Consider the following 15015-nt stretch of genomic DNA (forward strand, 5'->3'; position numbering starts at 1 on the left):
CTTGATAAAAGGAGAAAGCAAAATGTTTTAGAAATATCTGCGGATGAAAGGGTATTAAAGATAGATGTTTCACCGAATATGGCTTATGAATCCAAAGGAACATTTTATGAGTTTCCACGTTCAGAATTTAATGAAGAGTACCCACAAATTTATCATACAAACCTCTGTTGTAGTTTCAATGGAACAAATGGATATGGAATGTACATTGACGCAAGAGGTAGGAATCAATGGAAAGAAAAAATGGGAGATTCTTGGTTTTGTTAGCTTGATACAATAGACGATGATTATGCAGTAATTAGTAAAAGAGCTGATAGAATTGTAAATGAAGATATATATATAGAAGCTTTCGATTACGGGAGTTTATATTCCATACTCGGACATTTACAAATTGCAATTGTATATTTGCAGAAAAATTAAAGTTGGGTAAGCGGTTTACATGTCGCATTAGTCCGGCTGAAATGTCGCAAAAGTACATGGTAACGCGATGTGGAGATATATTATACTCGCCTTATATTTCGATAATGAAAATCATTATCATACATAAGGAGGATTCACCATGAATAAAGGAACAAAGAGGCAAGCTGCCGGAAGCATGGCACATGCTAACCATAAATCACGATTTTTAATGGGCTGGATGCTGGCCCTTGTTCTTGTACTGACGGCTTGCGGTGCCGGAGCAGGTACAAATGACGGCAATGAGTCGTCTGCTACAACTCCAACGGAAACGCCTTCAAATGAAGCGTCTCAGACTGCCGGAGCTTTCCCGGTTACGATCTCGCATAAGAAGGGTGAGTATACGCTTAACGAGAAACCAAAGAAAATTGCTGTGCTTGATGTCAAATTTCTGGATCAATTGCTAGCCATTGGCGAGCAACCGGCAGGCAGTGTTATCGCTGAAGGCAATACAACATTTCCAGAATATTTAGGCGATAAGCCGGGTGACGTACAGGTTTTAGGTACACGGGACAAGCCCAACCTGGAAGCGATTGTAGCATTGGACCCGGATCTTATTTTAATGACTGATTTTCAAGAGAAAGAGTATGAGCGTGTAAGCAAAATAGCACCCACAATCGTACTTGACTTCTACGAGGATTGGCGAGATACGTTAGCTACGGTGGCTGCGATCACAGGTAAGCAGGCAGAGGCAGAAACTGTGCGCAAGGCTTATGAGGACAAAATTGCAGGACTGAAGGAGAAGCTGTCGGAGAAATTGGGAGAGGAAACGGTAGCACTTATTCGTCCGAGAAAAGAAGGCATTCGTATTCATGGTCTTGAGCATCGAACGGGCGGAATTCTGTATGAGGATTTGGGCTTAAAAATGCCTGCATTAGTCCAGAAGATCAAAGATGATACCTCCGTTGAAATCTCGATGGAGAAAGTTCCTGAGATTGGAGCAGATCATTATTTTGTTCTGTCTGATGAGTTGTTTGCGGCAGAGGCGGAGGCTTTGGATAGCAGTTCAGTATGGAAATCCCTTGATGCAGTCAAAAATAACCGTGCATATGATGTTAATTCTACACTTTGGATCGCTTATTATGGCCCACTTGCAATTAATATTATTGTAGATCAGGCATCCGAAGCACTGTTGGGATCAAATTAAAATGGACCATTATCTATCGACTGACTTATGGCAGCAAACGGTGGATGAACACTCGATTCGGCTTGGTGAGCCGTCTGAAGATAATGTCCGTATTATTGCTTTGAGTCAACTACATGAAGAAGCTGCATGCCGAGAGTATTTAAGCTGGCTTCAAGAGTATATTGGTGCGCCTGACATGAGGGTAGCTGCTTCGATGTTAGCTAAGCGAATCGGCTACCTGTGGATTGCTCCGTTACTGACCGCGATGAGCGTTCATCATCAGCATGTTTCTTTTCGGCTAGACAACAGCTTTCTCTATCATCCGATGCTCACAGCTAATGAGGGGGAGACGCGTTTTCCTTTTCTGGCTATGAACGGGCTTCGGGCAGAAGCACTAACTGGAGACAGGGAAGTGTGGCGGGAAAAGGTGGTAAAGGAGATGTTTGCGTTACACCTTGCACCGCTGTTAAAGACGCTTGCTGCGATTGCTCCTCTTTCGATGAGTATCCTTTGGGAGAATATCATGATACGCATTGTCCCATTATATACTCCTGAAGTAGACAATACTGAGCAAGAAAGTCAGCACATCCAGGCAGATTTTTCATATCTGACGCAAGGTGCGCCCGGGCATTTGTTCGGTGTAAAAAGAAATCCGTTCACCCGGTTCACAAAAAATAAGGACAGCATTCCAGCCGTGAAAAGCAAGCGTACCACCTGTTGTTTTTATTACCAGATATCAGGGGAATATTGCAGAAAATGTCCGAAAATTGACAATGAGAATAAATCTCAATTAAAATGACAACAGCAACAATTTTACTTTGCTAACAGGTCTGGTTGTAGTTAATTGGTTAAGCCCAGTCATGCGAGTCACTCTAGCAAAGGATGCTATTGTCAGGAGATGAGAGAAATGCCGCTACAAGAACAGACAAGTCTATGGAGTGATACAACGATCAAGATGCTTGACGAGTATAGCGGTACTTTGCAGACAGGCAGTGTTCTTCGCGAAACGGAATTAACTTCGAATGTGTTGTTGCTGGCATACGGAGGGGAAGGGGAGCTTGCAATGAATGGTGAGGTTTGCCACATTGGAGCTTCTTTTGCTGGTCATGTTGTTAAGGAGACATCCTTAACGCTGACGGCCAGATCAGACGACATTTATTATATCGTGATCATGTACAAGGCTTCTTCCATGGAGGGAGCCTCTCTTGTTTTGCCTTCATATCGCAAACACCCGTTGCGCACTTCATTTGTGCAAAAATCGGTAACCCAAGCAGTATGGATTGAGAATGCAGAAAAAATCGTTGCCAAATGGCGTCGTGGCGAAGGGATGGAACGTTTTCATGCCAATGCGTTGCTTCAGGGTATGATCTACGAACTAATCATGGATTACGAACGTGGTCATGGAGGAGAAGCGTCTGACATGGTGGATGTTGTCGCTTCATATATAGCGTCGCATTATCGCCGGAATCTGGAGCTTAAAGAGCTGGCAACCCTTGCTGGATGCAGCTTAAGACAGCTGCAGCGACGATTTAAACAAGAAAAGCAGCTCGGACTGACTGAGTATGTCATTCAGTTGCGCATGGAGAGTGCATCGCGGATGCTGCGTTACACGGATACTCCCGTCGGTGAAATTGCTGACAGAATGGGCTATCGCGACATGTATTATTTCAGTAGGGCGTTTAAGAAATATTATGGCGTCCCTCCGCTGCGTTATAGGCTTGATGCCGCTTCGAAAACAGATATAGACTATGCTCATTCCTTGCAGCGGAACCGCACAGCTTCTTCATATGAGTCGGCCCAAGGCTCGGTGATATGCCATATGCGAGGGGAATACCATGTTATCGGACCTCCGAAGCGTATCGCTGTACTCGATGTGCAATATGCCGATCATTTGCTTGCGCTGGGGCTCTCTCCAGCAGGTAGTGTAGGACTAGGCAATGCAGTGTTACATTTCCCTCAAACGATCAGGGCAGGACTTCAGAATACTGAATTACTCGGAACATATGAGTACCCCGACCTGCTTGCAGTGGAACGACTGTCTCCGGATCTAATTATTTGCACCGAGGTACATGAGCCGCACTATGAACAGTTAAGCCGGATCGCTCCAGTTCTCATGTTTAAGCGCAATGAAAACTGGCAGATTATTCTGACTCTGTTCGGTGAACTGACAGGCAAACGAGAAGAGGCAAAGCGTATTATAGCGGATTATCACCGACGAACCACATTGCTGTCCGAAGAACTTGCTCCCGTTCTGGCAGGCAAGAGCGTGGCACTGATCCGTCCGCTGGATTCTCTGGTTCGCGTGCATTCTGCCTCTCATCGTACAGGGGCTGTGCTGTACCATGATCTAGGTCTGCCTGTTCCGTTATTTGTGGCAGATACCTCCGACACGGCCTATCACATCACAGTTGACAGACTACCGGCTGTACATGCCAGCCATTACTTCTTGCTTAGCCATGAACTCATGCAGGAGGGAATATCTGCGACAGAACAACGTGTCTGGGGAATGCTTGATACCGTTGAGCGCCAGCACATACACTCGGTCGATGCCGCGACATGGATCGGCTGTTATGGACCCACAGGCATCAATGGCATTGTGGATCAGATCGCTCAGGCTTTGTTGGCTTGATGGGGGAAGAAGTTGCTACTTGTGCTCATAGAGATTTTAACAGGAACTAAAGACAGTTCATCTTTGCCTTTTGTCATAGAGGGAAAGTTGAACTGTTTTTTATGGCCAATCCATCAGATAACATCATATCCACGCATCAGGGGCTCCGGCAAAGAGGATTGCCAGGGAGTGGGGGCAGGCGGACACATACGCACGGCGGCCGCTCATTTCGTTCGCATAAATCAGAGGAACATCGTGAACACAGAAACGTTATATGCTAGAAATGATGGATAACAAATAGAATAAAAGAAAAATACAAGAAAATAAATGAGAACACTTGTTTGCTAATGTGAATACAGGTAAAATATAGATACAATTGACTCTTGGGTGGGCATGGTTTTCCTTCGAAAAGTGAGACCATGGAAGTAAAAGATGCGATGACTCTAATGTTACTATTTTGGACATCTATTCTTGCATTTTTAACATGCCTCAATAACAACAAGAGAAGGTAAAAAATCACCTAAAGGTTAAGAGCCGAAGGTGGGTTTTTATTATCTGAGACTTAGAAGGGAATAAACCCTCCAAGCCAATTGTACTGACCAGATGTTGACCGTACTTGGTCTTTCATTAAGGGTGTACTAACAGATGAAAAAAGAGGAATCAAAGAAAAAATTAGATAAGTGAAGTGAAAAGCAAGTTAGTAAGCAAACTCATATGCGAAATACTATGCAACAATTTTAAAAATCTATTAAAACAAAAACAAGAAAATGAGGGATATGCCCAATGACATTACAGGACCTATTTAATGAAAAACCAACTCAATTGTGGAACAAAAGAATGGTTGAATACGGAGATGACCTTTTTACGGAAGAGAGATTATTAATGTCTGATAAAGTCCTGAATAACTATCTAAACCAATTAATATTATTACAAGAAACTAAACATCCTGAAGGTATTATGAAGGCTGTAGAAGAAATTGTAATTACGATTAATGAATTGAATGAAAAGAACGACTATTTTATTGAAACGATGGAACGTGAAGAACTGGCTGAATTTATAGATAAGGCAGCAAGACTAGCTGGATTAGAAATTGAGGAAGATCAAGATATTACAGAAGAATGGAGAGAATGGTGATGTTGAATTAAACAGGATTTCTAAGTAGATTCAATGAATTCATGGTACCTTTGTATAACATTACATTCAAGCATCGGGCCGAGACAAGCCCGACCCTTGATCCAGAAGAGGCATTTCGGAAAAGCAAATTCACCGGACAAACTCAACCAGCTAAGTGGCAGAGCCACCCGGCATTACGTGCCTTAAGCTGTTTGAACTTCGGGAATACCCAACGTTATGTGAAATCAACAAAATTATTTAAGAAATAAACATGGGTGTGACCGCTTGGCGCTTTTTCTTATTCCACGTACAAGTTGCAGTAAAATGAACATGAAGTAGACGGAGATGAGTGTTTACTTCATGTTCACTTAAATTTTTGAAAATTAAATTACAGATGGATCAATGGATCTTTGGAGGTTCAGAATTCATCATATCGTTAAGCTGGGTCACAAAAACATTTTCGTTCGGGCCAGGGTTATTTCGAAACATTTTCGCTTCATCCACCAAAATTTCGTCTGTATCCGTGCCGAGTATCTTTATTGTTGCATCAATGAATGAAGCAAGCGGCATCGCCCGTGGTTCATCGTTGTTGCTTTGAACCCATGGGGGTACAATTTCTATTACTTTTACCGATGTGTCTTTAAGCAAGTACCTTTGGGACAGCGTATAGGTATGAAGTGCTGCCTTCGTCGCGGAATATACAGCAGTTGTCGCTAATGGTACAAATCCAAGTATTGAAGTCGTGTTGATGACAACCGCTTCTTCTTTGGACTTCAAATGCTCGATGAATGCAGAAGTCAACCGAATGGGACCTAGCAAGTTTGTCGTGACAGTCGAAATCAAAACATCCTCATCAATCACGCCCGCCGCGTCATCAGACTGTATGATGCCGGCGTTGTTAATCAAGACATTAACATCCGGGTATTCTTCGATTAACTGCTTGGCGGCCGCCTTTATGCTGGCAGGATCTTGTACATTCAATTCTACTGCGGACATGCCATGATTCGCTTTGATCGTCTCCTCCAGACGCTCTTTACGTCGACCGGAGATAATAACTTTGTTTCCAAGATTGTGGAGAGCTATTGCTAACGCACGTCCAATCCCTGAACCACCGCCTGTAATAAAAATCGTGTTTCCTGTAAGTTTCAATTTTTAAAACCCTCCTAATTCAATATGATTTAAATCATTCCAAAGATTGTAAAACAATAGATTTCATGATTACAGCTCCTCTAAAATTGAACATATGTTGAATCATCAACATAAATTTTATAAAGTGAATGTATCAGAGCGGTATATGGGGTTCAATGGTTAAAACAAGCGTGGTTGTTGATTTTTCAACATAGGACTTCCAAATGTTCATTTTTTCGGATGGTACAAAGGGGAGAAGGATATGGACAGGCGTATTCAAAAATCGAGGCAAGCCATTATTGATGCTTTTATGAGGCTGATGTCTGAAAAGGAATTCGAGAGAATTACGATCAATCAAATTGCGGAGGAAGCGAATGTCAATCGCGGAACGGTTTATTTGCATTTCGCTGATAAGTACGATCTGCGCGATCAATGCATGGAAGCTCAAATTAAAGAGTTACTACGCAATTGTATGTCTGAAGATAACTTCTTTCATCTCCCTTCCAAAACAGCACTACTGCGCACGTTTGAATATTTGGAGCAGCATGCTTCATTCTACTTTAGAATGCTGACGAACAAGGGAAGTACGGTTTTTCGGAACCAAATGGAGACAATGTTTCGGCAAAGTCTGAGCGAGCATCTGGATTCGATCAACCTCGATCAGGAAATGAACAGGGACATTACGGTGCAATTTTTAATTTCAGCAGCAGTGGGGGTATTGGAATGGTGGATTACCCGTTCAATGCCATATCCGTCAGCGGTCATGGTTGAACAATTTTGGAATTTGCTGAACTGTGGTGTCGAGGGACACGAACGAATATCGTCCAGATGAGCCTCTAATGTAGAGGCTTGTTTGAGACTGACACCCATAATGAAGATAATAAAAAGGAATGTTTCCATTTTATACTAATATTAGAGCAATAGTGTCAAATATAATGTAACCATCTAATCGAATATTGAGCTACAGCAGATTTACTAACATCTTGATTAGGAAAAATAACCCTATAATATTGAGTAGCTGCAGAATAAACATAGTCTATATCTATATACTTAGGACTTCCGATGCTTAAGAAACCACCAAGTCTTATATACCTAGCAAATATTGTGGGTTGATCATAAGAAATAGCAATTCTCACCGCTGTACCAATTCTATACATCTCTCCAACGCCTATTGTCACAGGTGTATTTGTAGAAAACATAACAAAAGATTCTTTTTCCGTCTGGTTTTGATTTATTGTTTTCACATAAAGATCACCGGATATTTCTAATGACCCTCCATCCAAGTTGTGCCCATAAGAAATTCCGATTAATGTTACTTCAAGCATCACAGCCATTTCTACATCTCCTTATGACTTATTTCCTACCACAAAATCGACCATGGACTAAATTTTTTGCTACCGAAAGGCTACTGTTTCAAAGGAAAAATTTCTATATCTAATCATATATGCCATAATTACACTCTTTTGATTGTTCTAATCGATACGATTATATTCTTGAGATAATTCCAATATGTAAAAGTTTTAAAATAAAAAAGCTCGACTTAAAAGTTAGTATTTGACGAAGTTATTCCATTTTCATCCTTATCCTTTACGTTAAGCACTGATTTCAGTTTGGAGTCAAAAAATTGCAGATTGATTTTGAATGCATAATGAAGAAGTTCGGTAACTTCTGATAACATAATATTCAAGCTTAAGAATTCTCACAGAGCCTTGACCTGCTGGGATGGAGTTCGAGGAGGATTTCAGCAGACAACCCCTTTGGGGGTCATGAATATGAGGAGGTTAGACGAAACCTGTGCAAGAAAAAATAAAAAATAGAAAATAATGGAGGTATGTTGGGTGCTGACATTAGAAAAAGCTAGAAAAAATGATGCTCAAAAACTTGCTGAAATACAAAAGGCCAGTTTTGAGGATGAATCAAAGCATTTTAATATTAATGGAACCGTTGGGCCCATAGGATATGATTCCATAAGTTGGCAAGAAGAAATGATGCAGAATTGCGAATATTTCAAGGTACTCTTTAATGGAGAAATAATCGGGGGAGCTATGATATTTGTAGAGTGTAATCGAGTGCATAATCTAGGAAGAATCTTTATTGATCCAAATTTTAAAAATCAAGGAATCGGAACGAAGGTGATGGAGAAAATTGAAAGTGAATTTCCAGATAGCACTGAATGGTGGCTGGATACTCCTAGCTGGAGTGTGAAGAATCATCACTTTTATTCAAAGTGTGGGTTTACCAAAGTTAGAGAAGAAGGTGACTTATACATTTTTGAAAAGACTTTATAAACTTATGTAATGTACAACGTTATGAGACATCAGTGCTAAGTGTTACCAAGAAGATATTTAATGAAAAGCATGAAAGGGAGGATTTACAATGAAGATTGATTTTGCAATTGAATCAGATTATGAGTATATCTCGTTAAGAGACAAGCACATACATAAAACACTGATAAGACCAAAAATAAAAGAAAATGAAATTCTAATAATTAGAGAATCCAATCAAGAAATAGGTTGGATGAGATACGGATTTTTTTGGGACAACACACCATTTATGAATATGATATGGATAGATGAGGAGTACAGAGGAACAGGCATTGGTAAAAAAGTTGTCCAGTATTGGGAGGAATTAATGAAACAAAAGGGATTTGAGATGGTCATGACCTCAACACAGTCGAATGAAGGAGCTCAACATTTTTATAGGAAGCTTGGATATAGAGATGCTGGATGTTTAATGCTTGAGAACGAGCCTCTGGAAATAATACTGACAAAGGAGTTGAACAAAAATTAACGTTGAGGAAATCAATGTAAAAAGCATTTTAAGAAGAGAGTGCTAATATATGTGGTGTATTTCTTCCAATATAGAACTAAAAAAGGCATTGACTTTAAAAGACTACAGAAATTTTTTAATAGAGTAATCCAGAATAGACGAGATCAAATAGTATTAAACAAGGATTGAAGAATATATTAAATAAGAACTAGAGGTATCACATAACATCGTTTTCCTGAAAGTGAAAGTCAGGTGAACAATCCTGCGAGGCTAAGAACCGAAGCTAGCCAGTCGCTACGCTTCTTTAAGCTTCTCGAGTTTAGCAACACAAGAACGCTATTAGACATAATTGCTGATAAAGTAATGTTGAGGTGAATGATGAAAGTATTTCGAAAAAAAGCAATCCTAATCATTGTTAGACATTATCAATTCATTTGTATTGTTGACGAGAAACCTTATGAGGTACTATTTAGAGCTTATTCAAGGAAGTATAAAACTTCTTTTATTGAAATTTCATTCGACTGGAAAGAATGTTATTACATTAACTTATATAGACCTTTAATAAAATCCATATTAATTGAATATTGTATAAAGCTTGGTCGGATATATGATAAACCGAAGCAAATTCTAAGAATAAAGGACAGTAGAAAAATTGTTCAAGAACTATCATTAAGGGATTATGATTACAAATAAATGTTGGCATTTTCATGCGAAGCAATTTTGTCTACGATTAAGAGAATTACTTATAGATAGTTGATTGAGAATTTTAAACAGCTCCAAGGCGAGGATCATAAAGGGCTGATTTTGTAAGTGAATCGAAGAAGTTATGTTTCGTTAGCTCCTATGGAACCTTGGTCTGCGAGCTGGATATCGAAGAGGAATTTCAGCAGACAACCCCTGACAGGGTTCATGAATACAGAAAAGTTATGCAAAACTGCTTAAAGATGGAGGAATATCAGATGTTTTTAAATTCTCATGTCTTTGAGTTAGCCAAAAAACTAAATACAGAAGAGATTCACAAGCAATGGACAGGCTTAAGAAGAAATTCTGTATTCTATGGCTTGGTTTGCTATATTAATAATTCAATTTCTTTATGTCTAAGTGACAATTATACAAGTTCAATCTTGTTTTTAAGAAGAGCACGTAAAGAAATCATTAATATAGAAACCAATTCAAATAAGATTCAAGATCAATATGGAGATAGATATATCAAACTCTGTAATAATTATTTAAATGAGTTAGAGACATTTATAAAAGATAATCATTTAGTATCTGATGAAGATTTTGAGTTTATTTTAAACAGAGAATTGTAGATATCGGTTCAATAAGGTTTTCGAAGGAAAAACATCGAATCACATAATATTCAAGTTGCGGCTCCCGAATGGAGCCTTGGTCTGCGAGATGGATATCGAAGAGGAATTTCGCAGATAACCCCTTTGGGGTTCATGAATACAGAGGTGTTAAATCACCATATAAAGCAAGTTGAAAAGTGTTGGAGGATAGTATGGCGAACACCATTTCATTACCAAAAGAATTAAATGATTTAGTTGAACCCATAGGTATGTCAAATGGATTAACATCAGTCTTTATTGAAGTTCTAGCTATTAGCGGATCAGTACTAGCTAAAACGAATCGAGAAAAAGAATTAATTATTTGGCTAGCACAAAGGGATCAGCCTGCAGTTGGAATAGGAACAGTTGGTTTTGATATTGATGAAATGCCTTGGACTATAGACTCTTTTAAAAGTGAGAAAGATTTTATACTAGATACTATTTCAAATGCAGCAGATGGCTTAGGGTGGGAGAAATTAAGCTATAAACCACGACAAGATTGGGTTGTTAATTGTTTGAATCAATTTGGCTTAATGATTAAAGCATTTAATAAAGAAGATGTTGACATGAATAATTATATAGAATGGACAGAAATTGAAGAGTGTGATGATAATCCTACAATCCCAAGAGGATACCCTAAATGCGAAAAACATGATATCTATTTAAATTGCCATGGATGTATACTTTGCAATAATGGAGGCTGAATTAAGAATTGCAAGTGTTTTATAGAGACGGTAAAAAAATCATATAACACAATATTTATGCTTCAGGTCATGCAGAGCTCTTGTCTGCCAGAGAGATTTTGAAGAAGCCAGAGCAGACAGCGAAATATAGAAACGTTAGGCGAAATATTGTGATTATACAATGAAGTTCGGGGAGAGCGATGAAGACGATTTTCTTAAAAAAAACAGATGAAAATAGACTTGATGTACTGTTAGTAGATATGGAAATTGACATAAGAAAAGAATACAAAAATATAACAAGACATTCTGGGCGAATGGTCCATATTATTGATTGGAGGATAGCTTTATATATAAACGGAAATAAATTGGACGAAGATGAAGTGTTTGTTGAAGACGAATTTTTAAAATCATTAATTTGTCCAGGAAAGTATCCTATGTTCACTTGTACTTGCGGTATATTTGGTTGTGGCGGATACTATGTTGAAGTCAGTCATGAGGATGATAGATTGTTTTGGGTAACTGAGCAATCGCCTTTTCAGGAACAATTCGTTAAGACTTCTAATAAATTTGCTTTCACTTGGATACAAATAATCGATTTTTTAGAAGAATTAATACATAAATTTGATGGTCTAAAGAGCATAATGAATACGCATGGCTTGAATTTTCAATATGATGTAGAAAAATATAGAAGAGTAATTAAAGAGATAAAAGAGCGAGCACATTAGAACAATGATTAAATTAGGTTCGAAGAAGTTGCAATGCTTCGTCTAACAAATATTCTATGCTAAGGATAAGGCAAGTCGATCCTTGGTTTTGGGAGCATCAGGCGATGAAGTGACTGTTGGACACTCCTGCACCGATTAAGTGCTCGCGCTAGTTTTCTACCTTTAAGTTAGTGATGTTTATGAATATGAAAACGCTATGTACAATTATTGCCAAAAGGAGTGACAGAAATGAAATACCATTTTTTTGCTACCCTTTCCATAACAGAGCTGATTAATTATCCTGATGATGATAACGACTATTTTGAAGAACATTTTTTAATTAGAGAAATAGTAAGTATTTTGAAAATTGATTTTCCATTAAAACAAATTTACGAGAGATATTTTAATGATTCAGTTAATACTGGTGATGTGCTTTAATTCAAAAAAGGATTCAAGCCATTTTATACTGATAGATACATTTAAAGATCCATATGATCAATTAGATTTGATTAGAATTGGAGTTCAAATTACTTCAAATGATATTGATAAAATCAGAGTACTATTCAGACAACTTTATGATAAGTCTAGTATTTTTATTAATTACCATGAAGGACAGGGAATTTTGAATAACCTTTGTGCACCGACAATGTATCCAAAGCAAATTTCAATTAATAATTATAAGTATGAGCAACAATTGAAGGTTTATTAGTTTAATTGTAGATGGTAATGAAAGCACAGAACATAATATGCACGCTGCGATGAGGCTCAGACGAACAACCTTGTCCTAACTTGCCACATCGCGCCGACTACTCCAGTGGTGCGGGTTCGTGAATATAAGAAGGCTAAGTGAAATCTATGTAATATAATTAACAAGGAGAGGAACCAATGACAACGATAAATACTCTACAAACTAAACTTTCCAGCCGATATGATGAATTTGACCCAGAACAAGATGGAAATAAAAATACAAAGTTTGCAGATTTAATTATTGATGGAAGATCACTTTACCAAATGCTCAAGAAACACGATCTGGTTCCATCCTTAGGATGGGGAAGCGAAGATCAACAAAAAGAAATGATTCAATACTTTTTACTAAAGAAACCACATGAGCATATGTACTATAGATATCCAATACTTGTATGTCCTTGGTGTGGAGATGAAGAGTGTGGTTATATCTCAGTGAAAATTGACAGGGAAGAAGAAATTGTAATATGGAAGGATTTCAAATCGGAGCATGAGAACAAACCAATAAATATAGGTCCCTTTTATTTTGAATGGGCAAACTATGAAAGAGTCATTCATGATACTTTTGGAATAATAGATACACAATAATGTACATTGATTCGAAGAAGCAAAGACATCACTTAACATCATATTCAAGCAGCATCTCCTATGATACCTTGGTCTGCGAGATGGATTTTGAGAAGGCATTTCAGTAGACAACCCCTTATCCGCTAGTTGTTGAAAAAGTAGAGGAACGTTATGCGAAACCTCATTAAATTAAATATGGTATGGAAGTGAATTGATGGAGGGAACAATCATAACTTGTATGAGTATAGGCGTTTATGCTCATGCACTTACAAGGGGCAATAAATACATCGTAAAAAAAGAAGATAGGGACAAGTATAGAATTACTGGAAACCATGGAAAAGCAGTTTGGATATCAAAAGCTCATTTTATCGAAGGAGATATAGAAGTGCCTTATTTAGAAAGATGGAAGTTTGATGATGATCCAAAGGAGTTTGATTTGGTGGAGGTGACCCATACTTTTTCGGATGGAAGTGAACGATGGAGTTTGGTGACAACCCCTCAAAAATTAGTGAATTACTTTAAAAAAGAAATGAAAATACCAGGGTTTAATATTAAACATCTAATTATAGCGAACACAATGGACCACGATGATATTGAAAAAATATTAAAATATTTAGAGGCCAATAATGAACTAACAGAAGCAAGCAAAGCGTTGGAATGTTAATTGGAGAAAGCAAACGCAACGTCCTGTTGTGCGAAGAAAGGGGCAAATTATGATAGGTGAATTACTTGGTATTGGTAATACTGCAAGTGTCTATGAATGGGGGAAAACCGAAGTAATAAAGATTTTTCATAATCAGAGCCACTCAATGCACGAGGCAAAAAAGGAAGCAAAAAATGCTAAGATTATAAATAACTTAAATCTTAGAGCACCTAATTATTCTGGCCTGTTGGAGTATAAGGGCACGTCGTGTCTTATTTATGAGAAAATTGATGGGCCAACAATGCTAAAACAAATAGATCCAACGAAATTAAGTATTTCTCATTATGCTAAGCTAATGGCGCAACTTCATTTTGAATTGCATAACATTGAGATCAAAATGAACTCAAATCTAAAAACTGAATTAACCAACAAAATTAATACTGCTGAAATGATTAAAGAATATGAGAAGCAAATAGTTATAAATGTGCTTAATACATTGCCTGGAGGTAATGCACTTTGTCATTATGATTTTCATCCCGGCAACATCATCCTTTCATCCAAGGGACCTATAATTATTGATTGGATGAATGTTTTGGTTGGTAATCAAGCGGCAGATGTTACTAGAACTTCAATGATGATTCAATCACATGCACTACCGTCTAATGCTCCCGGTTGGCTAATTAAGAGAGAATATCGTGAATTTTTTAATAGAGAGTATCTAAGAGAGTATTTAATGCTATCTGGAATGAATCCCAATTTCCTTGAGGAATGGATGGCACCAACTTTAGCAGCTCGAGTATGTGAAGTAAACGGTGAAGATCGGAATGAAGTTATAGATAAATTACAAACTATTATAAAAAATTAGAAATTCTTTAGCTCAAAACACAATAGAAAGAGGGATATAGAAATTACAAAGCTAGTTGCAATAATACGAAGAAACCTTTTTACCATTAACATATTGCCAATAGTTATATTTCATCTAACTTTGTTTCCTATTTGGATGCTGATAAATGTTTTTGAAGAATTATGGATTGTTACTTTCTTTTCTGCAATGGGAACAACCATAATTATTCCTTTTTGTTTGGTAGTCATTAATGGATGGTTCAATAAAGATCATAACAATTATTACTTTATAAAGAACTGGAT

General features: G+C 37.9%; 17 protein-coding genes. 15 read left to right on the forward strand and 2 right to left on the reverse strand.

What is annotated here, in order from left to right; all coding sequences use genetic code 11:
- Positions 1–78: 78 nt before the first annotated feature.
- From HFE01_RS27070 to HFE01_RS13125, 5 genes are all read left to right on the forward strand, one after another.
- Complete coding sequence (locus HFE01_RS27070) at positions 79–264, forward strand: hypothetical protein (RefSeq protein ID WP_207714773.1); 186 nt, start codon at positions 79–81, stop codon at positions 262–264.
- Positions 265–556: 292 nt separating this feature from the next.
- A complete protein-coding gene (locus HFE01_RS13110) occupies positions 557–1600 on the forward strand; it encodes an ABC transporter substrate-binding protein (protein ID WP_107733223.1) in 1044 nt (347 codons plus the stop codon).
- 1 nt (position 1601) lies between these two features.
- Positions 1602–2378, forward strand: coding sequence for a (2Fe-2S)-binding protein (locus tag HFE01_RS13115; protein ID WP_107733224.1), 777 nt, complete (start codon positions 1602–1604; stop codon positions 2376–2378).
- 108 nt (positions 2379–2486) lie between these two features.
- Positions 2487–4208: a helix-turn-helix domain-containing protein gene (locus HFE01_RS13120; protein WP_107733225.1), complete on the forward strand. Its 1722-nt coding sequence runs from the start codon at positions 2487–2489 to the stop codon at positions 4206–4208.
- A 762-nt stretch (positions 4209–4970) separates the two neighbouring features.
- Positions 4971–5321, forward strand: a complete 351-nt coding sequence (locus tag HFE01_RS13125; RefSeq protein ID WP_025365449.1) for a hypothetical protein — start codon at positions 4971–4973, stop codon at positions 5319–5321.
- 378 nt (positions 5322–5699) lie between these two features.
- Here HFE01_RS13125 and HFE01_RS13130 read toward each other — a convergent pair whose 3' ends face one another.
- Positions 5700–6449 carry an SDR family oxidoreductase gene (locus tag HFE01_RS13130; RefSeq protein WP_107733227.1) on the reverse strand — a complete coding sequence of 250 codons (750 nt, stop codon included), beginning with the start codon at positions 6447–6449 and terminating at the stop codon, positions 5700–5702.
- Between the two features lie 241 nt (positions 6450–6690).
- Here HFE01_RS13130 and HFE01_RS13135 point away from each other — a divergent pair, with 241 nt between their 5' ends.
- Positions 6691–7260, forward strand: coding sequence for a TetR/AcrR family transcriptional regulator (locus tag HFE01_RS13135; protein ID WP_107733228.1), 570 nt, complete (start codon positions 6691–6693; stop codon positions 7258–7260).
- A gap of 94 nt (positions 7261–7354) precedes the next feature.
- Here the strand turns inward: HFE01_RS13135 and HFE01_RS13140 are convergent, their stop codons facing one another.
- On the reverse strand, positions 7355–7762 hold the full coding sequence (locus HFE01_RS13140; protein ID WP_107733229.1) for a hypothetical protein: 408 nt from the start codon (positions 7760–7762) through the stop codon (positions 7355–7357).
- A 504-nt stretch (positions 7763–8266) separates the two neighbouring features.
- On the opposite strand from HFE01_RS13140, the gene HFE01_RS13145 reads away from it, so the two are divergent.
- The 9 genes from HFE01_RS13145 (at position 8267) to HFE01_RS13185 (ending at position 14734) form a co-directional block, all read left to right on the forward strand.
- Positions 8267–8716, forward strand: coding sequence for a GNAT family N-acetyltransferase (locus tag HFE01_RS13145; RefSeq protein WP_107733230.1), 450 nt, complete (start codon positions 8267–8269; stop codon positions 8714–8716).
- 88 nt (positions 8717–8804) lie between these two features.
- On the forward strand, positions 8805–9218 hold the full coding sequence (locus HFE01_RS13150; protein ID WP_076157288.1) for a GNAT family N-acetyltransferase: 414 nt from the start codon (positions 8805–8807) through the stop codon (positions 9216–9218).
- An 830-nt stretch (positions 9219–10048) separates the two neighbouring features.
- Entirely contained in the window at positions 10049–10510 is a 462-nt protein-coding gene (locus HFE01_RS13155; protein ID WP_146169068.1) for a hypothetical protein, read from the forward strand.
- 191 nt (positions 10511–10701) lie between these two features.
- Positions 10702–11232 carry a hypothetical protein gene (locus HFE01_RS13160; protein WP_107733231.1) on the forward strand — a complete coding sequence of 177 codons (531 nt, stop codon included), beginning with the start codon at positions 10702–10704 and terminating at the stop codon, positions 11230–11232.
- Between the two features lie 179 nt (positions 11233–11411).
- Positions 11412–11936: a hypothetical protein gene (locus HFE01_RS13165; RefSeq protein ID WP_107733232.1), complete on the forward strand. Its 525-nt coding sequence runs from the start codon at positions 11412–11414 to the stop codon at positions 11934–11936.
- Positions 11937–12164: 228 nt separating this feature from the next.
- On the forward strand, positions 12165–12353 hold the full coding sequence (locus HFE01_RS13170; protein ID WP_107733233.1) for a hypothetical protein: 189 nt from the start codon (positions 12165–12167) through the stop codon (positions 12351–12353).
- Between the two features lie 447 nt (positions 12354–12800).
- Entirely contained in the window at positions 12801–13247 is a 447-nt protein-coding gene (locus HFE01_RS13175; RefSeq protein ID WP_107733235.1) for an oxidoreductase, read from the forward strand.
- A 217-nt stretch (positions 13248–13464) separates the two neighbouring features.
- Positions 13465–13890 carry a hypothetical protein gene (locus HFE01_RS13180; RefSeq protein ID WP_243208190.1) on the forward strand — a complete coding sequence of 142 codons (426 nt, stop codon included), beginning with the start codon at positions 13465–13467 and terminating at the stop codon, positions 13888–13890.
- A gap of 49 nt (positions 13891–13939) precedes the next feature.
- Positions 13940–14734, forward strand: a complete 795-nt coding sequence (locus tag HFE01_RS13185; RefSeq protein ID WP_107733237.1) for a phosphotransferase — start codon at positions 13940–13942, stop codon at positions 14732–14734.
- The last annotated feature ends 281 nt before the right edge of the window (positions 14735–15015 follow it).

The organism is Paenibacillus sp. EKM10P, assembly GCF_011800655.1.
GTDB classification, from domain to species: Bacteria; Bacillota; Bacilli; order Paenibacillales; family Paenibacillaceae; genus Paenibacillus; species Paenibacillus polymyxa.